Annotated in this window: 16 protein-coding genes and 5 pseudogenes; 7 read left to right on the forward strand and 14 right to left on the reverse strand. The window is 48.5% G+C overall.

Annotation, left to right across the window (positions count from 1 at the left end):
- Window positions 1–213 precede the first annotated feature (213 nt).
- From P2W74_RS23565 to P2W74_RS10350, 4 genes are all read right to left on the reverse strand, one after another.
- Window positions 214–930, reverse strand: a complete 717-nt coding sequence (locus P2W74_RS23565) for an autotransporter outer membrane beta-barrel domain-containing protein (protein WP_412767225.1) — start codon at window positions 928–930, stop codon at window positions 214–216.
- On the reverse strand, window positions 896–3820 hold the full coding sequence (locus tag P2W74_RS10340) for an AIDA repeat-containing protein (RefSeq protein ID WP_412767226.1): 2925 nt from the start codon (window positions 3818–3820) through the stop codon (window positions 896–898). Before P2W74_RS10340 ends, P2W74_RS23565 begins: the two co-directional genes overlap by 35 nt.
- Window positions 3813–5033: an autotransporter strand-loop-strand O-heptosyltransferase gene (locus tag P2W74_RS10345; RefSeq protein WP_276294860.1), complete on the reverse strand. Its 1221-nt coding sequence runs from the start codon at window positions 5031–5033 to the stop codon at window positions 3813–3815. Before P2W74_RS10345 ends, P2W74_RS10340 begins: the two co-directional genes overlap by 8 nt.
- Before the next feature lie 198 nt (window positions 5034–5231).
- The gene (locus P2W74_RS10350) at window positions 5232–5543 is read right to left on the reverse strand and encodes a PapB/FocB family fimbrial expression transcriptional regulator (RefSeq protein WP_276294861.1); all 312 of its coding nucleotides are present in this window, start codon (window positions 5541–5543) and stop codon (window positions 5232–5234) included.
- A gap of 750 nt (window positions 5544–6293) precedes the next feature.
- Here P2W74_RS10350 and P2W74_RS10355 point away from each other — a divergent pair.
- Window positions 6294–6464 (forward strand): annotated as a pseudogene (locus P2W74_RS10355) (NADP-dependent isocitrate dehydrogenase); the annotation flags it as partial.
- Between the two features lie 202 nt (window positions 6465–6666).
- Here the strand turns inward: P2W74_RS10355 and P2W74_RS10360 are convergent.
- Window positions 6667–6945 (reverse strand): YdgH/BhsA/McbA family protein, encoded by a 279-nt coding sequence (locus P2W74_RS10360; RefSeq protein WP_276294862.1) that lies wholly within the window; start codon window positions 6943–6945, stop codon window positions 6667–6669.
- A 357-nt stretch (window positions 6946–7302) separates the two neighbouring features.
- On the opposite strand from P2W74_RS10360, the pseudogene P2W74_RS10365 reads away from it, so the two are divergent.
- From P2W74_RS10365 to P2W74_RS23570, 5 genes and pseudogenes are all read left to right on the forward strand, one after another.
- Window positions 7303–7464 (forward strand): annotated as a pseudogene (locus P2W74_RS10365) (hypothetical protein); the annotation flags it as partial.
- A gap of 166 nt (window positions 7465–7630) precedes the next feature.
- Window positions 7631–7876: a YmjA family protein gene (locus P2W74_RS10370; protein WP_276294863.1), complete on the forward strand. Its 246-nt coding sequence runs from the start codon at window positions 7631–7633 to the stop codon at window positions 7874–7876.
- Window positions 7877–8080: 204 nt separating this feature from the next.
- Window positions 8081–8377 (forward strand): glycine zipper family protein, encoded by a 297-nt coding sequence (locus tag P2W74_RS10375; protein ID WP_276295168.1) that lies wholly within the window; start codon window positions 8081–8083, stop codon window positions 8375–8377.
- Between the two features lie 450 nt (window positions 8378–8827).
- Window positions 8828–10285 (forward strand): TrkH family potassium uptake protein, encoded by a 1458-nt coding sequence (locus P2W74_RS10380; RefSeq protein WP_276295169.1) that lies wholly within the window; start codon window positions 8828–8830, stop codon window positions 10283–10285.
- A gap of 6 nt (window positions 10286–10291) precedes the next feature.
- A pseudogene (locus P2W74_RS23570) lies at window positions 10292–10483 on the forward strand (SymE family type I addiction module toxin).
- Window positions 10484–10545: 62 nt separating this feature from the next.
- On the opposite strand, the gene P2W74_RS10385 reads toward P2W74_RS23570, so the two are convergent.
- From P2W74_RS10385 to P2W74_RS10420, 9 genes and pseudogenes are all read right to left on the reverse strand, one after another.
- Entirely contained in the window at window positions 10546–11055 is a 510-nt protein-coding gene (locus P2W74_RS10385) for an SMI1/KNR4 family protein (protein WP_276294864.1), read from the reverse strand.
- Window positions 11056–11058: 3 nt separating this feature from the next.
- A complete protein-coding gene (locus tag P2W74_RS23575; protein ID WP_412767240.1) occupies window positions 11059–11139 on the reverse strand; it encodes a hypothetical protein in 81 nt (26 codons plus the stop codon).
- Window positions 11140–11438: 299 nt separating this feature from the next.
- A pseudogene (locus P2W74_RS10390) lies at window positions 11439–11927 on the reverse strand (RHS repeat-associated core domain-containing protein); the annotation flags it as partial.
- Between the two features lie 148 nt (window positions 11928–12075).
- The gene (locus tag P2W74_RS10395; protein ID WP_276294865.1) at window positions 12076–12618 is read right to left on the reverse strand and encodes an SMI1/KNR4 family protein; all 543 of its coding nucleotides are present in this window, start codon (window positions 12616–12618) and stop codon (window positions 12076–12078) included.
- A pseudogene (locus P2W74_RS10400) lies at window positions 12612–13593 on the reverse strand (RHS repeat-associated core domain-containing protein); the annotation flags it as partial. The gene P2W74_RS10395 and the pseudogene P2W74_RS10400, both read right to left, overlap by 7 nt.
- Window positions 13594–13654: 61 nt before the next feature.
- Window positions 13655–14218, reverse strand: coding sequence for a hypothetical protein (locus P2W74_RS10405; RefSeq protein WP_276294866.1), 564 nt, complete (start codon window positions 14216–14218; stop codon window positions 13655–13657).
- A gap of 461 nt (window positions 14219–14679) precedes the next feature.
- Window positions 14680–15015 carry a DUF7716 domain-containing protein gene (locus P2W74_RS10410; RefSeq protein WP_276294867.1) on the reverse strand — a complete coding sequence of 112 codons (336 nt, stop codon included), beginning with the start codon at window positions 15013–15015 and terminating at the stop codon, window positions 14680–14682.
- Window positions 15016–15042: 27 nt separating this feature from the next.
- Complete coding sequence (locus P2W74_RS10415) at window positions 15043–19260, reverse strand: RHS repeat-associated core domain-containing protein (RefSeq protein WP_276294868.1); 4218 nt, start codon at window positions 19258–19260, stop codon at window positions 15043–15045.
- Between the two features lie 17 nt (window positions 19261–19277).
- Window positions 19278–19715, reverse strand: a complete 438-nt coding sequence (locus tag P2W74_RS10420; RefSeq protein WP_276294869.1) for a DUF1795 domain-containing protein — start codon at window positions 19713–19715, stop codon at window positions 19278–19280.
- 795 nt (window positions 19716–20510) lie between these two features.
- Between P2W74_RS10420 and sinH the strand changes: the two genes are divergently transcribed.
- The gene (sinH, locus tag P2W74_RS10425; RefSeq protein ID WP_276294870.1) at window positions 20511–22721 is read left to right on the forward strand and encodes an intimin-like inverse autotransporter SinH; all 2211 of its coding nucleotides are present in this window, start codon (window positions 20511–20513) and stop codon (window positions 22719–22721) included.
- The last annotated feature ends 32 nt before the right edge of the window (window positions 22722–22753 follow it).

Genomic DNA, 22753 nt, shown 5'->3' on the forward strand with positions numbered 1-22753 from the left:
CGACAGATCACAAATCCAGTATATGCGTGTCCCAGTAAGTCTGGGCCAGCGTTTCATGGAAGTGTTCACTCAAATTTAAAGTGAACGACCATTCATTTCGCCATGCTTCATTCTTCTGGAAAAAAGAGCGGCGCCTAACCTGCACCGCTCATTGCGTGAATGTTCAACTAAAGGGGAGACAGCCACAGATATGGCTGTCGTTTCCATCCCAGGTTAGAAGTTGATGCGGAAACCGACGCTACCGGTCACCGGAGACTCGATATTCCCTCCTTTCTGGTAGTTTGCCTCAGCCCACACCTCTGCATTCGGTGTCAACTGGGCACTTACCCCGGCACCGTATTTACCCGTCGTGCCTGAGATATCGTTGTTAAAGTCATAGCGGTTATTGATCCGCACCTTGTTGCTGTCCGAAAACTCATGGCTGACTGCCGCCTTGAGGTACGGTTTGACTGTCTTACCGGCAACGTCAAGGTTCATACCCAGGTTCACCCCGGCCTCGGCCTGCAGGGACTTCGTCGCCCCCAGGCTGGCTTTCATGCCGTTATTCAGGCTGATATCCTTCGCATCTGCGCGGAACGCCGTTGTCCGGACGTATGGCTGAGTCCATACGTTGTCATTCAGACTGAAGGTCTTGCCCGCTTCGAGACTGCCGCCGAAACCGTTCTGGCTGTAATCGCCTTTAACTGCCGTACCGTCACTCATCCGGGTGCGCAGCTCATTGCTGAAGCGGTTGTATTTCAGCACACCGTCTACGTAGTAGCCGTCATTATCTGACCATGTGGCATAGAGACCGCCGCCGGTACTGCCGATCGTACTGTCTCCACCCCGGTTATGGCTAATGCTGTTGTCGGTGTAAGAGACGAATGCACCCACAGCTAAACGGCTTTCACCCAGATCAAAGACCCTTGTCACCACCAGTTTCGAAACCATTCTGGGTCAGGGAGTAACCCGAGCTCGCTCCGCCACTGATGCGATTATCAGACCCGGTATAACGGCCCCATACACCTCCTGGCGAACGGGTGCTCTGCATGAAATCGCCGTGACGGAAACGCAGATTCTGCAGTTCGCTGTTAAAGACGTATGCCGGTGCTGTTGCCATGCCCAGTACCGCGTCGGCAGATTTTGTCGTGCGACGCACCGGAGACGGGGTACCTGCATCCGGGTTACCTGCATCCGGGGTACCTGTATCCGGTTTACCTGCATCCGGGGTACCTGTATCCGGGTTACCTGTATCCGGGTTACCTGCATCCGGGGTACCTGTATCCGGTTTACCTGCATCCGGGGTACCTGTATCCGGTTTACCTGTATCCGGTTTACCTGTATCCGGGGTACCTGTATCAGGGTTACCTGTATCCGGTTTACCTGTATCCGGTTTACCTGCATCCGGGGTACCTGTATCCGGTTTACCTGTATCCGGGTTACCTGTATCCGGATTAGTTGGCGGAGTAACCGGAGGTGAGGTGTCAGCCTTCAGATACCAGTTAGTATTTTCCTTACTCAGGACGTATTCCCAGGTCCCGGCATCTACTTTTCCGCCGTTCAGGGTAAACGCGGCATCACCGCCACCGGTCTGCACAACCTGAAGTGGTGCACCCGCGGATACTGGCTCCCGGCCGGTGTTTTTGATATCCAGCACAAAATTACCGCTGGCATTACCGGCAACTTTCAGCATATCGCCGGTATGCGACGCGATATCGGTGTTCATCCGGAACGTCCCGCTACCCGACAGGCTCCCGAGCGTCAGCGAAACCGCCTGGAAGGCTGGCGTCAGACGCGTGGTTGTTGACGGACGGAAATCAACGGTACCGTTATCCATCGTTAATGCACCGACAGTCGAGTCACCGTCGAGATGCCAGACTGATGAACCTTTAACCGCCACGTCACCCGCGCCAGTGCTGTCTCCGGCAATGTTCCCCGTCAGGGTGGTGCCGTTATCCAGAGTCAGGGGGGTGCCTGACTGTGTCGTCACATTAGCTTTCGCCGTGAGGGCATCCATCGTCATGGCACCGCCACTCTTAAGGGTAATCCCACCGTCCTGAGACAACAGACCGCTGAAGCGGGTGCTTCCCCCTTCCTGTGTCAGGGTACCAGTACCCGTCAGGCTGCCAGCAAAAGTTGCATCACTGTTATTGAGGAAATACAGGTTTCCTTCATTTGTGACTACATCACCGACTAGCGTCCCTTTATCAGTCAGGGTGGTGGTGTCATGGAGCACACCGCCGCTGTGGATATACAGCGTCCCGTTGCTGCCAACGGTTGTATCGCTGGCTTCATGACCGCTGAATACCGTCAGATAGCCGCCGTTCTCCAGCAGCATATTGGCTGCATTGCCGCTAACGATGCTGAAGCTGCCTTTATCGTTGGTACCGCTCAGGACTGCACTGGTATTGGTGACGACTGCTCCCCCACTGTTCTGTGTAACCAGTGAGGCAGAACCGCCGGCACTCACCTGCAGCACACCGCCACTGTGGACCGTAGTACTGGTGGCTCTACCGCCAGAAATTACAGCCTGAAGTCCACCACTGTTAATGGTTGTATCAGTGGCACTACCGGCGACATACTGCATCCCGGCGTTAATGGTGGTGCCCGAGGCACTACCAGTGTAGAAGACCTCCTGAAGCCCACCACTGTTAATGGTTGTATCAGTGGCGCTACCGGAGACATGCTGCTCCCCGACGTTAATGGTGGTGCCCGAGGCACTACCATTGCTGTAGACATACTGATGCCCACCACCGTTAATGGTTGTATCAGTGGCTCTAGCGCCGCCGGAGACATGCTGCTCCCCGACGTTAATGGTGGTGCCCGAGGCACTACCATTGCTGTAGACATACTGATGCCCACCACCGTTAATGGTTGTATCAGTGGCTCTAGCGCCGCCGGAGACATTCTGCGTCCCGGCGTTAATGGTGGTGCCCGAGGCGCTACCGCCGCTGAGGACATACTGAAGCCCACCATTATTAATGGTTGTATCTGTGGCACTACCACCGCTGGAGACATTCTGACGCCCACTACTGTTAATGGTTGTATCAGTGGCGCTACCGCCGCTGAGGACATACTGAAGCCCACCATTGTTAATGGTTGTATCAGTGGCACTACCACCGCTGGAGACATACTGACGCCCACTACTGTTAATGGTTGTATCAGTGGCGCTACCGCCGCTGGAGACAAACTGAGCACCATTATTAATGGTTGTATCAGTGGCGCTACCACCACTGAAGACATACTGGTAGCCAGTGGTGTTAATGACGGTGCCCGAGGCGCTACCACCGCTGTAAACATTCTGGGTACCGTTGTTGCTGAGGGTGGTACTGGTGGCACTACCGTAGACTGTTTGCTTCCCAGAAGCGCTAACAACGGTGTTCGTGGCACTGCCACCGATGTAGACCGTTTGATTACTTATCGAACCGCTGATGTTGGTGTTCGTGGCGCTCCCCCCGCTGGAAACGTACTGGTTCCCATATTTAATGGTGGTGTCTGTGGCACTGCCACCGTTGGAAACATGCTGCGCCCCGGCCGCGTTAATAGTAGTACTCGTGGCACTGCCGCCGCTGGAGATATGCTGCTGCCCACCATTGTTAATGGTCGTGTTTGTTGCCGTGTCGCCTGCACCCAGATACATTGTACCTCCTTTCCCCAGCGTCTGATTGTCATAGGCTGCAGCCAGTACAGGCTGTGACGGCAGAAGCAGACCGGCAATCAGTCCTGCCAGCGCGGTACGCTTGATTTTCCGGGGGCGCAGGCCCCCTTTACGGGTCAGTTCGGAGGTAACGACCCACATCCCTTTGGATTCATTCCAGACAGTGTTATAAACCTTATTCATTGCCTACTCCTTTCTCCAGGGGGGCCTCAATACCCTGCTCAGTTAATGAGCAGTGAAGTTTATTTATAACGCCATTAACCTGGGCGCCGGTTATCAGTCGGGTACATTCAAATTGCCGGTCAGTGTTTTTATGTCTCGGGCACCACAGGAAATCCTGGTGGTCAAAATTGAGTGACGTGTCGTCCCAGCACCCATAACAGCCATGGGAGTTAAATACCCGCCACGGGGTATAAAACTCACTGTTGGGAAGACTGAAGCCACTTATCAGCACCACCGGAATACGGGTAGCCCATGCCAGCCATGACAGGCCGCTTGACAGACCAATGAAGAAGCTGGCATGCCGCAGCAGGTTGACCCGCTCCTGCAGGGGAAGCTTGCCGGTAAAGTCTTCGGCTCCCCAGGGGATGTGATTCCAGACAAAGCCCTGGCCATAATGGGCGTCCCGGTCAATGCACAGCACCCGGTAACCCAGTGATTTCAGGTGAGCAATGACCTCACTCCAGCCGGTGCCGTTGTTCCAGTATTTCGCCTGACAGGTGGACTGTGTGGCGATACATACATAAGGCTCCTGGATAACCCGGGGCGCAGACAGGTCAAGCCGGACGGGGGCTTCACGCGGATCAACGCCCAGAATGTAGCCCGCAGAGCGGTGGAAACCGACCTTGCGGAAATCCACTGGCTGGTTGTCTGTATCACCACCGAAATAGAGCCCAACGCGATAGGTGGCATAAGGCGCGACCGTGCGCGGCTTATCCGGCGTGGAAAACTGTATCTGTGGATACTGAGGAGCCAGCAGGTCGATAATGTCCTGCGCCATCGTGCATTCCAGCTGACACTTATGCAGGGCCTGGAATCGTTCTGCATAAGGGAACCAGCCGAGCAAATCGCCCAGCGTACCGGTCGGGAATGAAATCAGCACAGGCCGGTCTTTTAATTTCAGGGTTTCATCCAGCAGGGGCGTCTCTTCACCCTGACAGAACACCTGAATGCGGAAACGCACAAAATATTTCTTGCTGCTGGTCACCCAGCCTTTATCCACATCGCAGCAGAAAAGAATATTTTCTGAATCCGCATCCAGCAGACGGACGTGCCATTTCCCTTCAGGAAGCAGCACACGGGCGCCATCATTAAAGTCATAAAAGATATTTTCAGGTCCGGCCTGTGTTGGGATGTCAGGCGGTGGGATAAAAAATGTATTCTTCAGTGTTGACATATTCTCACCTTCAAAAATATATAAGCGTTGAAAAACACATAAACCATTTAATGTCAGTTGCAGAAAGTTGACAAAGTATCCGCATACCTCATGCATTCAGGAGGTATAATGATTTCGTCGCTTCCGCTTGTTACAAGCTGGAAATGCTGTTAAAGCTCACTGCATTGCCCTGAAATACCTAATGATTTTTTCAGAAAGTCACTCGGGCATTTCCCTTTTTGACATCTTATAATAATTAAATAGCGTATTAACAACCTGAATGATATGTTCAAACCTGCCGATACATGCCCCAAAGTAGCCATTATTAACACCATGTTCATTGCAACAATGAATTCGAGGGTGATTCAATACAAAATAATCGTGCAATGCCCTAATGATATTATCGCTGCGGATAGGTGTGAGTTCAATCAGGCACCAGAACTCATCGTCAGACATGCTTCCTGATGGAAAGATGTGATTCTTTTTTTCCAAGAAGGAACTCTGCTGAGGTTGCCGGTGATGCTCTTTCATGTATTTCACCTTCGTCTCCATTAAGCATTATCTAATTCATAACAAGAGAGTCATCATTAAAAACAATACCATCCGAAGTGGATGGCAGTATAACAAAGTGAAATTTAGATGAAAACAAAGGGGCTGGAATTAAATTCTGGTTAAATACATTGTTTTGCATAATTAAACCAAATGTGAGTATGTTGCCAGATGATTAAATCATAAAAAAACATTTTATTGGATTAATATACTTTTTTTAAACAATCTTGTGTTTGTTTTTTTAGATTAGCAAAATTTCAGATATAACATATTTATAAATGTGGTAAGCGATGTAATTAATGATTGAGGTATTATCAGATACTTAATTTTCTCAAAGATCAATACTGTGTTACAGCCAGAGTGACGTTTATTATCTTCGGTTGGCTGCGGCTTCGACGAGAACGTCAATCAGGGCGCTTGTTTTTGCTCCCCGACGATGGACTGGAGAGGTTTAAATAACTTCATGGGAACTGCATCAACTCTGGAGTTAACAGGAGATGAATCTTAGGGAGCAGCACTTAACTTAATGAAATATAGGAATGGGATGAGGGCATAAAAGCTTTTTGCATTTGTCATTTTCACAAAGAGGTAATTGCTGATGTAGAAAAGTGGTTATCAAAATAAAAAATTTGTTTAATCTAATTAATGGCTTATGTGATGGTCAAAAGAGTGTGGTGAAAACGCAAATTATGAGTTTTTCGATTAAAAACAATGCATTATGAATGATTAAATCAAATACTGCTGCGCCACATGCAGTGGTTCGAAGCTGCTGATTTAATTGTTAAAGGTATGGAAGGCGCAATTGCCGCGAAGACCGTAACCTATGACTTCGAACGTCTGATGGACGGCGCTAAACTGCTGAAATGTTCAGAGTTTGGTGACGCGATCATCGAAAACATGTAATCCAGTTTCTGGGTTGTGTGAGAACGGGAGCCAGTTGGTTCCCGTTTTTTTATTATTAGGATTCAAACGGTTATCAAAATGAGCTGAGTATGATGACCCTGTCCAAAATCAGTGCATTGCGAAATCAGAGGTCTTCGTCGAGGAGAGCACTCACATCACTCGTTAACGACTCCCCTCAGAGGAAGCCGTTAACGTATAAGGGTTATTTGTAGAGGATTGCAGTTCCGTATATCTGGTCTCCAAAGGTTCTCTCCGAAATTATTTTATAACTTGTCGCACCTTTATGAGTGGCTTCTTTACTAATGAAATCCTCTACATCATTAGAGGAATCTCCCCAGACAGAGATAGTACCTATCTGTTGCTGATGTGTCGTTCCTGGTGCTAATTCTTTGGCTGGCGTAACTGTGGCTGCAGCCATGGTCACTATCGGAAGTGCCATAAGAGCCGCTACTACAGAGAAACACAGTAGTCTTTTCATCATTGCATCCTCGTAAGCCACAAGCTGCTGAGAGCTCGGAATCAATTGGCACTTTAAAGTGTAGTTGCTAAGAGAAGGGAGTGAAGAAACTATGGATTTATGCTCACTGTTGTCAATATCTGCAAAGTCCCGCACTGAATAGCTATGTAACGCACTAACTCTGCGTGGAGTTTAAAATCCCTATCGTTGAAGTGAACTCCTGATTAGTGTTAGCTGTCGACTTTGACCAAAAAGTGGTTATCAAAACACCTCAGAACATATTGAAAATCAGTTGGTTAAGAAAGTTTTAATTGTCAGTCAGTCAAGTGCAACTTGGTAGAATTGTGCTCTATATCAAATGGTTGGTATTCGTCTTTCTAACTAATGTTGTGTCACATGCAATGGTTCGAAGCGGCTGATGTAATTGTGAAAGGTATGGCAGGCGCGATCGCCGCGAAGACCGTAGCCTATGACTTCGAACGTCTGATGGACGGTGCTAATTTGCTGATATTTGAATATTTATTAATGTGGTGCCAAAACTGATTTTGAAAATAAGTAGATAATGGCGCCTAAAACACAGATTATTGCTGGGTTGATCTTTTTGGATGATGTTGAAGCTTGCCGTGTGTGCAACCCAACAGAATGACATTATCTAAGTCAGACAACGTAGACACCCACTGACATAAACGTAAACCCCCAGGATCAATTTATGAACAATGAAATACCGCTTAAATATTATGACATCGTGGATGAGTATTCGACGGAATGTGCAAAGCCGGTAAGCGAATCAGAACGTGACGCTCTGGCACGCTATTTCCAGTTGCTGATCACACGCTTAATGAATAATGAAGAAATCAGTGAGGAGGCGCAGAAAGAGATGGCCAGTGAAGCGGGTATCGACGGACAGCGTATTGATGATATAGCCACGTTTCTGAACCAATGGGGTAACGAGTAGTCCAGGTGGCGACCACCAACCCGGCGGCAATTGATAGTGAATATTCTGATACTGGCGGTACTGTTGTAGGTTGTTAACGCTTTTAACTTGAGGTTTGCTTTCGGGTCAGTAAAATTCACTGGAAAGATTAATTGCTCTAAAAAATGAGATGTACACATGAAAAATTTTGCTAAAGGCACATTGTTGGTTGTTTGTGCTCTATCAATGGTTCCTGTTTTTTCAGCCCAGGCAATGGATAAAACTTCAGGTGGCGCAGTTGCGGGTGCCGCAGTTGGCGCGCTGACAGGCAAAAGCGTTAGCTCTACCGTTAAAGGCGCCGTCGTCGGCGGGGGCGTTGGCGCCATGACTGAACACGGTAAAGAGGGGAAGTCTGCGCGTAAAGGCGGTGCCGTCGGAGCTGCTGTCGGCGCTGGGGCTGCTGCAATGACGGGTCGTAGCATGGTTCAGGGTGCCGCAGTGGGTGCTGGTGCCGGCGCTATGATTGGCAAAGCAACCAACTAATTCACCTTTTACCCTTTTGCGGTGATTCCCCCTGGTGACAAGGGAATACCCGCAACAAGCATGAAGTCGTCCTGCAAGGCGCTACACTCCTCCTTAAAGTCCCGGTAGTCTCTGGGACTTTTAAATCTTCCTGTTTATACGCTAACTCGCCAATATCCTGGTATCGGCAGGCTTAATCCGTTGACCAAAGCATTGCCTTGTATCGCACTCATGCGCGGTATTGACTCAAAATCGATCATACTGTGACAAAGACCTTTGCCGACTGCCGTGCAATAAATGCGACAGATAAATCTGCTGCATCCAGAAAGTGAACTGATTGCAAAGTAGGCACAAAGTATGAATGGGGATGCCGTAGGCAGGTGATTCATCGCGAGAAGAGATATACTAACGCGATAAAAATGACGAATCTTCGCTTTAAGTCCGGGGTGTTGTTTGAAAACCTACTATTCCCTGAATACATCTCAGCTTCGAGTTGTTACTCATATGTGCGGTTTTTTGGTATGGCTTTACAGTTTTTCTATGTTGCCGCCGATGATAATCGCAATAGTTAACAAGGAAAGGAGCTTTTTTGTTTTTCTGGAAACGTTCATCGCATGTTTCATCCTCGGTGGTGCTGCGTGGATGGCAACAAAAAGAACAGGTATTCAACTGCGGACGCGCGATGGATTTATCATTATCGTCCTATTTTGGCTTTTGTTTTCAACGATCAGCGCGTTTCCTTTATGGCTGGATGACGTGCTTCATTTAACCTTCGCCGACGCGTTATTCGAAGGCGTTTCTGGCATCACAACCACCGGCGCGACCGTGATCGGTGATGTTAATGCGTTACCCCGATCCTACCTTTACTATCGTGCCCAGCTTAATTTCATTGGCGGATTAGGGGTCATCGTGCTGGCAGTCGCCGTTCTGCCATTGCTGGGAATTGGTGGTTCAAAACTGTATCAATCAGAAATGCCTGGCCCATTTAAAGAAGAGAAACTGACACCGCGGCTTGCTGATACCTCTCGCACGCTTTGGCTAACCTATCTGCTGCTAGGGGTCGTATGTAGTCTTGCGTACGTCATTGCAGGAATGCCGGTTTTTGATGCCATTTGTCACGGGTTGTCGACGGTATCGTTGGGGGGATTCTCAACGCACACAGAGAGCATAGGATTTTATAACAGCAATGCTATTGAGTTTGTTGCTGGTCTGTTTTCATTATTATCAGCGTTCAACTTTACGCTGTGGTACGTGGTCATTATCAGGCGCACTCTCAAACCTCTGCTTCGCAACGCAGAGTTGCATTTCTTTCTGTTGACCGCGTTAATTGTCATTCTGATTACGGCATGGCAAGTCTGGCATGCAGGTATGTACAACATCCCTGAAAGCCTTGTGCATTCGTTCTTCCTCGCAAGTTCGATGATGACGGATAATGGTCTGGCGCCGTTGGATTATGCGGACTGGCCGACGCATACAATCATCTTTTTGCTGTTAGTGAGTTTTTTTGGCGGCTGTGTTGGTTCGACGTGCGGTGGTATTAAGGCGCTCAGATTTCTTATTCTCTTCAAGCAAAGCCGACATGAATTGCATCAGTTAGCCCATCCAAGAGCCTTGATAAGTATTAAGATTGGCGGAAGTGTCGTCACTGACCGTGTGATGCGCTCGGTCTGGAGTTTCTTTTTCCTCTATATTCTGTTTACCGTTTTTTTCATCTGGCTACTTAATATGATGGGTTATGATTTATTAACCTCATTTGCAACCGTTGCGGCCTGTATTAACAATATGGGACTGGGATTTGGTGAAACCGTTTCAACATTCGGCACCCTTAACGAAGGGGCAAAGTACCTGATGTGCGTCGCGATGATACTGGGACGCCTTGAAATATATCCAGTGCTCATCCTTTTTTCTCGTTTCTTCTGGCGAGTGTAGGTTGGATTGATTTTGCAAGAGGCGGGACAAAATTCAATTTTGATATTGGGATCGGTTACCGTAAAAACCTCAGAAGGCAGCCTAATCCTGCTCGCGGATTGTAACGAAGTACAGGAGTTGCGAAAGTAACTTTATCAGGCTAAACAGGCTATTAAGGGAATGCGCGGCGGGATGTTTAATGTGTTGAATGAATGTTAAATAATAAAAGCTGGGAGATATATTAAACTCTCCTGGTTTTTGTACGTTAATGAGAGGTTTTTCTAAAACGCCACTTTAATTATATTGTTATCGCCACCTACATTTGACATTATTGCATCATAAAAATCGGAAAAATTTTCAAATGTCATATAACTATTCCCTTCCTCATTAACTTCATGATAATCAAAACCATCCCCAAAATGAATATGAGTCCTGTCCCAATAATAAATAGCACTATCATTTTTATTGCCAGAGAACAAGAAAAAATTACCCCCAGGGTCAGCGCCAATGATAAATGGGTTTTCAAATGCAACTATTTCATCTCTGAAATTATTAACTTTGGTCAAATCAAACAACGGACTCGATGTATCAATACCATATAATTCCTGGAATTCTATCTCCCCATTATCAACTTTTAAACAAGGAATCGTACAGTAAGAATTAGAACCTATAAACAATCCATTATAGTTAGATAAAAAATTGATATAGCTCTCAGGAAAAATTATACCATATAGATTGGATATCTTACCAATATCTAAGTTAGATATACCATGATGAATTTCTATTGCCATGCTTTACGCTCCTCCACATTTTATATTAGAAATCCCGCCTTTATGCGTAAATTCACCATGTATACTTTTCGGAACTTCTTGCATTGTTGTACCATTTTGATGATGGTGCCATGTATTATTTCTATAATCTGCTGATCCATTCGGTGCTAAAGCATCCGCCTTACCAAAATCACCGCCTGGATTTTTTCGTGATTTCGTTTCAAATCAGGGGCATTTGTTTCCTGAATAGCATAAGGAGAAAAATCTGGATAACCATTTGGGTAGCGAACAACCGCACCATCTTTATTTCTATAAACCCATGTGCCATCCATTTCTGTCCATACAGATCCTCCTTTGTTAAGCCATTTATCCATATCAGGTAAATTTGATGGTTTCTCACCTTTTAAACCTAGAGGATCAATATGACTTAATGGATTAGGCGCATACTGATAGAGATTCCACCCGCTGTTTAACCCTATCGGATCCTGAACAATAAACCGTCCGACCTGCGGATCGTAGTAGCGGACCAGATTATAGTGAAGTCCGGTTTCGCTGTCAGCAAACTGCCCGGCGTAGCGCAGGGGCTGATGGGCGAGGGCGGTGTGCTGCAACGCGCCGCTGAAGCCTGCCGTCTGATGCCGTCCTTCGCCAAAACTGCCGTAATGACCGCTCCAGCACACGTTTCCATGCTGGTCGGTGACTTCCAGCGGTGCGCCGTTCAGGTCAGTGCTGAACCAGTAAATCTCCCCACGCCTGTCGTCGCGCAGATGGTCGATTCGCGCCAGCGGACTCCAGGCTTCGTTCGGGTCATAAAGGTATGTGCTGCACTGTCCGCCTTCGTGCTGCTCCTGCAACAGGCGGTATCCCTGCCAGAGGAAGCGGGTTTCGTGGCGCCGTGTATACTACTGGCGGGTACGATTAAACCGGTACTGTGCTCCGTCACTGTTAGTTTGATTGATAATGAATTCTTACGAGATGTACATCATCCCCAACATATCGAAACACATTGTTGATAGATATATTATATCAATGACTTTAATATTAAAAATCCAGATAACCCCCTATAGCTTTTGAAGGCGAAGAATCTTCATTTATTGCAAGCTTTCCAATAAAGCTCTTGAAGTCATATGCAATCAATGTTAACCCCACAATAATTTTCTCCGTATCAAACGTAGGGTCAGTCTCATGATCCCAAAACCAGATACTTCCTTTTTGTTTCTCGTCCAAACAAAGACATATCTGGTTTCCTCCAGATGAGAAACCAATTGGGATAAATTTCATTTTGAAATCATCCCTATAAGTATTTATAGCTTCAAAAACAGTATAACCTGTATTTGTATTAATCAATCCGTAAAAGTATTCAATCGCATCAAACCCTTTTTTATCCGCCCATGGGGATGGCACAATGCTTTTGAATGACACCATAGCATCAAATTGCACATTACTACCAAAATGAAATAGGAATTCACGATAGTCATTTGGTAATGTGCCAGTTATTTTTTCAAGATCACCTAATAGTTTGTTTTTTTTATTTATCTCAATAGAAGAAAATCTTGCCCCAAGAAATTTAATTTTATTCAACATGAACCGCCTCCTCTTGAATTTCGCATGTCTGATGCAGAGCCTATATGTGGCACATTTCCGTGAAGGTCTGACTGCACCAAAATGATTTCCGTCGAACTGAGATGATGTGGGGTAATTTTGTTTTCTGATAAAATATTTTTCGCCGCACTTGGAGTTATGCCTTTCTTTTCAGAAATATATTTATATACTTCCGTAAAATCGTTTCTACTGCCATCCAAAACACCTTCCTGAAATATAACCGATCCTTTCGACCAAGGTGAGAAATCAGGTCTGCCATTTGAAAATGCTATAGGTTTGTTGCCGGTAACAGCATTTACAAGTTTATTACTGGAATGCCAATTACTCTCACCAGCTACACCATCCCAATAACCACCTGTTCGAGGAAGACGGGTTCCAGCTAACCCCCATGGATCGATATAATTGAGCGGATTCGGCGCATACTGATAAAGATTCCACCCGCCGCTTAACCCAATCGGATCCTGAACAATAAACCGTCCGACCTGCGGGTCGTAGTAGCGGAACAGATTATAGTGAAGTCCGGTTTCGCTGTCAGCATACTGCCCGGCGTAGCGCAGGGGCTGATGGGCGAGGGCGGTGTGCTGCAACGCGCCGGTGAAGCCTGCCGTCTGATGCCGTACTTCGCCAAAACTGCCGTAATGACCACTCCAGCGCACGTTTCCATGCTGGTCGGTAACTTCCAGCGGTGCGCCGTTCAGGTCAGTGCTGAACCAGTAAATCTCCCCACGCCTGTCGTCCGGCAGATGGTCGATTCGCGCCAGCGGACTCCAGGCTTCGTTCGGGTCATAAAGGTATGTACTGCATTGCCCACCTTCGTGCTGCTCCTGCAACAGGCGGTATCCCTGCCAGAGGAAGCGGGTTTCGGTGGTACCGTGGGTGGTGATGACGTGTTTTCAGGGTACGTATGCCCAGCGCATCATAGTGATATCGACCTTCAAACTTGCCTTCTAGCCCGCTTGTAAGCGGATCCATGTAATCCATACTTCACATTTGCATTGTGGCAAAATTTAAGAGGAACTTACCCGTAAAAATAATCATAAAAAGCAATGAAGTTTTCAGTTCCTATAAGTGGTACAATCCTTTTCTTCAATTCATCTATAAAATCTTTATTTACTTCGTCATTGTCATCGGCAATATCAAAAATGTTATAATCACCATACACCAAATCAATAAGTTCTGTTAATGACAATATAAAGCTTGAGAAGCTATCAGCTATTTTCAATGGTACGCCAACGTCATAATTTGCGTAGATGGTGGTGAGTTCGCCATCTACAATAGCAATTATTGGTTTACCGCCTCTATAATCATCTCCAATAACAATGTAATTTACAGGAAAATAAGTGTAACCACTCTGAGCTTTTGCTAATTCAGTGACGGAGTAAATTTTAATTGGCGTAAACCCAGTTTCAATTTTTAGTTTCTCGGGGTTATATTTTTTGTAGAAATAATCCATCTCAGTAGAGTGAGGTAAGTTAGCTGGGAATAAATTGTCTAAGTCGTCAATAGCGCCGAAACGCCCAGAAATAGCATGCTTTTTGCAGGTGCTAACAAATTTTCTCAATGATTTCTCTATCTCGATCATACGATAACCTCATAATATTTGACGCATGTACAATATCAGGAGCGAGCAACCTGGAGTGCATGCACTACCGCCACACCCTGATAAATTACCTGTCTGTACAATGGTTCTTTTGCTACTTAATAAAAAGGTTAAATGCCAAAATATAAAATAAATGACTCAATGGTATTATCAGATAAGCTATTTCAGAACCTTCCACGATAAGAATAAAATAGGTGTGCTATACCCAGTCTGTAGCTTAAAGTCGACTGGCTGAAGTGGTATTTGATACCTAAACTGGCGTTACCGTGAAGGTCTCGGAAGAGTGTCTGGTTCTGCTCGGAGAGAGCAATGAAGTAGTTACGGGATAAATTTTATCAGAATAAACAGGAAATTAATGGTACAAAAGTGGGGCTGGGTATACCAAAAGACGATTAAATATTAAAAGGCCGTGAAAGCTTGAAGTCTCCCGGCCTTTCATAAAACTAAAAATCAAGAAAGTTATCGTTCTTCGAATAATAATTTAGTGCGTTCACAAATTCATCTAGTGAAGCTAGTGGTTTCTGTTCAACAACTGAATCAATGACATCTGCAAATTGTTGACCTGAATATAAATAATGTAACCCTTTAGAGCGTACTATTTGAGGGTATATTTCATTGTCATAATCATCAACATCTGGATAATCCGCAATATAATAGCATCCATCTGATTTTAGAATATCATCTGATTCACCATATAAACAAAAATTATCGTTCCGTAATTCTATTTTTTTCATATAAGAAATAATGTCTGCCAAACTATATTGATGGTCTTTATTCATGATTTTTCCTCAAGCAATGTATGTAAATTATTTGCAAGATATTCCTGTTACACCGTTTAACTTCCCTTGGCGACCGGGTTCACCGCCTCCCCATATATCCCTGCCGCCCTTTCCCGTAGGATGATACAAACCATGATTAGATTTATGATCCAATCTATCAACTAAAACAAGTCTATTTACGTCCTCATGGTGATGCCATGTGAACCCAGATGGACTGCTGCTTCTGCTGCCATTTTTCAGCCAGTCGGACAATTCAGGATGACGTCCTAATATATCTCGCCTGAATGCCGGATCATTATTCATGCTTTTAATTAAAGCATCATTAGCTCTTTTGAATTGAACTGCATCACTTGAAAATCTATTAGACGGAGCCACTGAATGATCAAAGAAGATATTATACTCGCCATTATTAGGTCTATTTGCTAAGCCCCACGGATCAATCCACCCCAGCGGATTCGGCGCATACTGGTAAAGGTTCCACCCGCCGCTTAACCCAATCGGATCCTGAACAATAAACCGTCCGACCTGCGGGTCGTAGTAGCGGAACAGATTATAGTGAAGTCCGGTTTCGCTGTCAGCATACTGCCCGGCGTAGCGCAGGGGCTGATGGGCGAGGGCGGTGTGCTGCAACGCGCCGGTGAAGCCTGCCGTCTGATGCCGTACTTCGCCAAAACTGCCGTAATGACCACTCCAGCGCACGTTTCCATACTGGTCGGTGACTTCCAGCGGTGCGCCGTTCAGGTCAGTGCTGAACCAGTAAATCTCCCCACGCCTGTCGTCGCGCAGATGGTCGATTCGCGCCAGCGGACTCCAGGCTTCGTTCGGGTCATAAAGGTATGTGCTGCACTGTCCGCCTTCGTGCTGCTCCTGCAACAGGCGGTATCCCTGCCAGAGGAAGCGGGTTTCGGTGGTACCGTGGGTGGTAGCGACCTGTTTTCGCGTGCGCCTGCCGAGAGCATCATACTGATAATGCGCCTGAAAACGTCCCTCCGGACCGGTTCCCTGCGCCGAAATCAGGCGGTTCTCGGCATCCCAGGCATAGTGCTGTTCATACAGGCCGCTGCGGCGGCGGACCAGGTTGCCCCAGGCGTCGTACTGCATAAACAGGTTTTGCCAGTGCTGCAGCCGGTTATCGGTGACCGGCGCATCGTCGTCACTGGCGGCGAGGTTGTCTGCGGCGTCATAACGAAAATGCGCACTGCTGTGCCCCTGCCGGGCCTCGTAGTGTTTCAGCAGGCGGCCTTCGGCGTCGTAGCCGTAATTCACTTCGCCACGCAGGCTGTCGCTGACGCCAGAAAGCTCGCCACGGGCGGTATAGCGATAAAGACGCCCGAGTATCGCCTGTTCTGGCAGGGTGACGTCGGCGTTTATTTCACTGCGCTGCTCGGTACGTCTCCCGAGGCTGTCATACCGGCGGATCTGGCCGCGTGCGCCCTGAGTACGGTGCGTTTCACGGTGCAGACGGTCACGGGTGAATTCGGTGACCAGTTGTTGGCCAAAACGGATGGCGCTGACGTGGCCGGAGCCATAGTGCAGCCAGGAAATCTGCTGCTCACCGGGCAAGGTCAGGGAAGTCAGATTATTCAGCGCATCCCACTGGTAACCAACCTCTCCATTCACCCCGGATTCGCTTAGCATGCGTCCGGCTGCATCACGGATCAGGGCAATTTCATCGTTTTCGATACCCAGCGCGACACCTTCGGCCGTGGGGGTGCGCAGTATGCGAGTGAGTTGACCACTCAGATCGCGGAAATAACGATATTCAGCATGGTGGTGGCTGCGCCCGGTCATCAGACCGCTGTCGTCATAACTGAACTGCTGTAAACGCCGGGCGATGCCCCTGTCGGCGGCAGGTCTGCCGTTTTCCTGGAGGGCGCAGAGAAAACCCCGGGCATCCCATTCCATCTGGCGGGATGTATCATCCGGGCGCGTTTCACTGAGCGGGCGACCCACGGCGTCATAGGTAAACCGGTATTCACCGCCGTTGCCATTCTCCAGTCGCAGCAGGTTGCCGCGCGGGTCGTAGCGCCAGCGACGGGTGCGACCAATACGATCGGTGAGGCTGATCGGCAAGCCGAGCACGTCATACGTCCAGCTGACTTCGCTTTCCAGCGGGTCACGCCAGGCGGCGAGTTGCCCGCGTTCGTTCCACAGCAGCGATTCGCGGCTGCCGTCCGGGTGAATCACCGCGCTGAGTTGCCCGGCCTCGTTCCATTCGCGACGCGTGATATTGCCTGCTGCATCTTCACTGGCAACCAGTTGTCCGAAGCGGTCATAGCTAAAACAGGTGACGCTGCCGGAGCAGTCGGTGCGTTGTGTCAGCCGCCCCTGGCTGTTCCACCCCAGCCGCACCACGCCGCCAGTGGCATCCGTGATGCTGTCCGGCAGTATTTCGTCTTCTGCAGGGTAGTGATACGTGGTTTTGTTGCCGGAGACATCATCTTCCGACAGCAGGCGACCCTTCAGATCATAAATGTTCTGTGATGACGTTCCGTCCGGGTAAACCGTACGGGCGATACGGTCCGTCAGGCGGTACCAGTAATATTCGGTACAACGGCCTGCCGGGTCCGTCTCCTGCGTCATCCGGCCATATTTGTCCCATAAACTGCGGCGGATGGCGCCGCCGGGCAGGATAACATCGCAGAGCTCGCCGTCGCGGTAAACAAAAGCGGTCTGGCGGCCGTCAAAATCCGTAAAACGCGCGACATTGTCATCGTCGTCAATCAGCCAGTGCGCCTGCGCGCCGTCATCACGAATGGCACGGCGCGTGCCGTTGTCAAAATCGTATTCGAACGTTAGCCGTTCGCCACCGTTGTGTCGGAACGCGACCACGCGCGGCAGGCCGTCGATCTCCTGCCAGCGGTATTCACTCAGCAGCCCGTTCGCATCCTCGTGGGCGCTCATCAGACCATCCCGCCAGTGGAAACGTCTGCGCACGCTACCGCCCCGGCCCGTTACTGAAACGAGCTGGCGCTGTTCATCATACGCATAGCTGACCAGACAGATTGTATCATCCAGCCAGACACTGGCGAGGCGCTCATTATCATAGCGGCAGACCACTCGCTGTCCGGCGCTGTCGGTCAGCGCATGCAGGGTGTGATTATCGTTCCATTCAAACAGAATATCATTGCCGCAGGGGTCAGACAGTCGCTGTAACAGGGAAGGCGATGCTTCGCCCAGTGGGGCATAGTGCCAGCGCTCGCCGCTGATGTCATACACCGACCAACTGTTATCAGGGTGATGTTCCAGCCAGCATTTTTCATCTGCGCAGTATGTCCGCAAGCCTTTCGGCACCCTCGGGAAGGAGACGTAATCCCCGGAAGGCGCGCGCCAGACCAGTCCATCCTGATAGCGTTCCAGTCGGGTTTCCCAGAACAGGCTCCACCCCCGGCCAAGAACGCTGTCGCCAGGGTTACCGCTACGCCAGTAACGCTGCCAGCGGACGGGCAAGCGGGAAGGGAGGATGAAATCCAGCTCGTCATCGCCGCTAAGAAACTTCTGCCCGCTGACCATATCCACCGGGCGGGCAACGATCCCTGCGGCCGCCACACCGGTCATCAACGTGCCTGCACGACAGGCAATACGGCTAAGTTTGTTAATACCGGGAATTTTGTCAAGCAGCTTAGCCAGCGCCCCCACTTTACCCGCAGCGCCGCCCCAGCCCCCGAACAATCCGGTAAACAGTAGGGTGAGATCTGAGGCTTTATATACCCATTCCGGGACTTCGGACTGGATAGGCAGTGTCTGTTTCGGGCTACCCCCAATGCGGACATTGTCCGAACCGGTCATGATCTTTGCGTCACAGGTGGTGCGATCCCCCAGACGGGACGCAGGCAGGCCATTGATAGACACCCGCGAGGAGCCTTCCGCCATCTGCTGAGAGCCGTCGTCAGAGCACGCCACCATGCTGTTGGTGGCAAGTGCTGCGGGTTTACTGTTGATAAAAACGTCAGGCGAACCGACGGTGATGACGCCTTTTTTCGTCATGCTGGATGCCCCGGCATCCGCAATGCTGTCTCTTGCGGCAGTTGCCAGTTCACTGGTGAGATAACCGACCGCAAGGCTGGCGCCGATGAGCAGCACGCCTACGCCAATACAGGATGCCCCAAGGCCAGCAATAAACATCGCACCCGCCGCGATCCCCCCCACGGCAGCTATCAGGCCGCCAACGACGGTTCCGGCAATCATCCCGGCCAGCGCGCCGGAGTGTCCAATATCATCACCCGCGCGAGCAGCTTCAAACATAACAATAATCCTTATCGTTAAGCGTGGAGGCGAAAACTCCCGAGCAATGAAAGAAACAGATCGCTGTCGCGGTCTGTCAGCGTTGTGGCGGAGGTCATGGTAAAGACCAGAATATGCGCATCATGCGTGTTAAATACCGCCTGCTGCTGACAGATACGTTTCCCGTCGCGCAGGTAGCTGGCGTGCACATTTTCGCCCTGTAAAAGGTTATCGCCCAGCACGACAGCATGGCGTTCGCTCTGTTTCCAGCCTTTAAGATGTTTTTCCATCAGTACCAGCTGACGATTGATATAAGCCGAAAGATTTTCATCGGCGTTCAGCGTGTCGCGGGAAATATTGAACGCCGGGGCGCCAGCGCCTGGCTGGGTGAAAATATTGACTGAGCGGTCCTGATAACCTTCAGGAAGCGTGACCTGTCCTTCATTAAACAGGCTGGATTGGGAATGTTCTGACATCAAGCGGGTCCTACCACATTTTGCAGAATTGTTAATACTGTCACAGGAGTGTGATACAGGCTACTACAACATATAGTAGCTTCCGCTTAAATCAGACACTTCTTAAGGGTATGTGTATCTATATGTTTAATAAGTGGTTTATGCGGGGCGTCGATGCGAGAACTAATGAATATAAGCGATGCCGGTAGACTCACCGGTGTCCCAATTCTGGCGGCGCCTGCACGACAACACCAGAGACGCTATGAAATAAAAATCCACATAATGACGTGGGTTTTATGATGTCTTCCGGTCTCCATGAAATTCAATAAAACCTCATGAGACAGCAGAAGCGCTTTAGATGTTGAATTGTGATTTATTATTTATATTTTTTATTTTATTGTTATTTAATAGTAACGAATTATTCCTTACTTTTATACTCACGTGCGTAAAAATGATAACCCGGGCACTATGGCATTCACCATTTTGATCGAAAACGGGGCATGAAACCCGTTTGTCGGTGATTAAACATAGCCCATTGCAAAAATTAAAATCCATAAAGATCATCGTTATCAGACCAGGATGGTTTATACCATGCTGATGCTGAAAAGTTGCAAAAACGTTGTATTGAAGATTTAGAGAGTCCAAAAATAGACAAATTAATACTGAAACATGTAACAGGTATCAGATATAATCTCCTGAAAATATCCAGAAGTAAAAAGCAGCTAAAATAAGCTTTATTTTTTATATGGAATATATCTTTATTTGAATGGGAATTATTTATAAACATATAAGTATAATGTTATGGTAGGTTCTGGAATGTATCGTATTATGTTGTTCCTTTTTTTCATGGTTATAATACCCAGAACATTATTAGCCGCGAATCAATCTATCGAAAACCAGCCTCCTTCTAAAGGGAAAAATGAATCTGGCGTAACAGCAGAACTGCCGGATTTAGGCAGTGATGCCGCACAGAAAGCAGAAAAAGAAAAGAGTGGTGACTCTTTTAAAGAGCAATCAGAAAGTTATATGACAAATTCGGCCGCTCAGGGGTTTGAAAACCTGACGCCGGAGGCGCTGGAATCACAGGCCAAAAGCTACTTACAAAATAAAATTACCTCTTCAACACAATCCTATATCGAAGGGCTGATGTCGCCTTATGGCACCGTGCGCACTAATTTGTCTGTTGATCAGGAGGGTTCTCTGGAAGGCAGTTCTCTGGACTACTTCATTCCCTGGTTTGACGACCAGCAGACGGTCCTGTTCAGCCAGTTTTCTACCCAGCGTAAGGAAGATCGTACTATCAGTAATGCGGGGTTAGGCATCCGCCATAATATTGGGCGCTGGATGCTCGGCGGCAATACTTTTTATGATTATGATTTTACCCGCAATCATCGTCGCCTGGGACTTGGCGTCGAATCCTGGACCGATTTCCTGCGATTCTCTGGCAACTATTATCATCCGCTCTCCGGCTGGAAAAATTCGCAGGATTTAGATTTTTATGAAGAGCGCCCGGCACGTGGCTGGGATGTTCGCATGGAGACATGGCTGCCGTTTTACCCACAGGTAGGCGGTAAGCTGGTCTATGAACACTATTACGGTGATGAGGTGGCGCTGTTTGGTGAAGATAACCTGGAGCGTAACCCACAGGCCGTCACGCTCGGGCTGAATTATACCCCTGTACCGTTGCTCACGTTCAGTACGGATTATAAAGCCGGGACGGGCGATAACACGGATGTGAACGTGACAGCAACGCTAAATTATCAGTTTGGCACACCGCTTAAAGCACAGCTCGATCCGGAAAATGTCAAAATTCAGCATTCACTGGAAGGCAGTCGCCATGATTTTGTGGACCGCAATAACTTTATCGTTCTCGAATATCGCGAAAAAGATCCGCTGGACGTGACGCTGTTTCTGAAAGCCGATACGACCAATGAACATCCGGAATGTGTGATCAGCGATACGCCGGAAGCGGGCGTGGGCCTGGAAAAATGTAAGTGGACGATCAACGCACTGGTGAGTCATCACTACAAAATAGCGGCGGCCTCATGGCAGGCAAAGAATAATGCTAACCGTACGCTGGTCATGCCCGTGGTTAAAGCGAACACGCTGACGGAAGGTAATAACAACAGCTGGAATCTGGTATTGCCTACATGGGAAAACGCGGCAACGGATGCTGAACGTCTTGCGTTGAATACATGGAAAGTCAGGATCACGCTGGTGGATGAAGAAGGTAATCAGCAGAACTCCGGCATCGTGGAGTTGACGGTACAGCAGCACCGCAAAATTGAACTGGTTGTTGATACCCTCGCGGGGGCCGATCTCAGTCAGCATAAACACGAGGCTAGCGCACAGGCGGATGGCGTCGACGGCGTCGTGATGGCACTGCTGCTGACAGATGCTTACGGCGATGATAACGACAGCAAAGGCGACAAACTGACGGATGACGCCATGGTGCCTGAGCTGTACGACAGTAATGACAAAAAGGTCACGCTCTCGGCCAAACCCTGCACGAACGTAACACCCTGCGTGTTTATCGCCAGCCGCGATAAACAGGCGGGAACCCTCACGCTCTCCAGTACGCAACCGGGCACTTTCCGCTGGAAGGCGAAAACGGATGCCTACGATGACAGTAATTATGTGGACATCACTTTTCTGGGCCAAAACATCAACGATGTTAATGCCGCTATTTACCTGACTCATGTCGCTAACCCGGTGAATTTAATTGGAGATAAGAATGGGCACCCGCCGTTGAATAGCACATATCGATTTATGTTATGGCGCGATAAAAACAAGGATGGTGTTTTCCAGATGTCGGAGCAGCTCAGCGCTGAGGAAATGGCGCAGTACGACTACAAATGGGAATTTATCGGGAAAAGCGTCAGCGGTGATTCGGGGGCGCAAGCCAATACCGAGAACCAGGATTTGGTGCTTCCCGTGACGAACCGTGAAGCGAAGCAAAAATTTGGCGCCAGCGAAAAAAGCGGCGTCCAGGGGTATGGGATACGTGTCACGTATCACAAAAAGTAACGTGTTATTGGCGTGATGGTTAACAAGGGCCA

It is taken from the genome of Citrobacter enshiensis, assembly GCF_029338175.1.
GTDB classification, from domain to species: Bacteria; Pseudomonadota; Gammaproteobacteria; order Enterobacterales; family Enterobacteriaceae; genus Citrobacter_D; species Citrobacter_D enshiensis.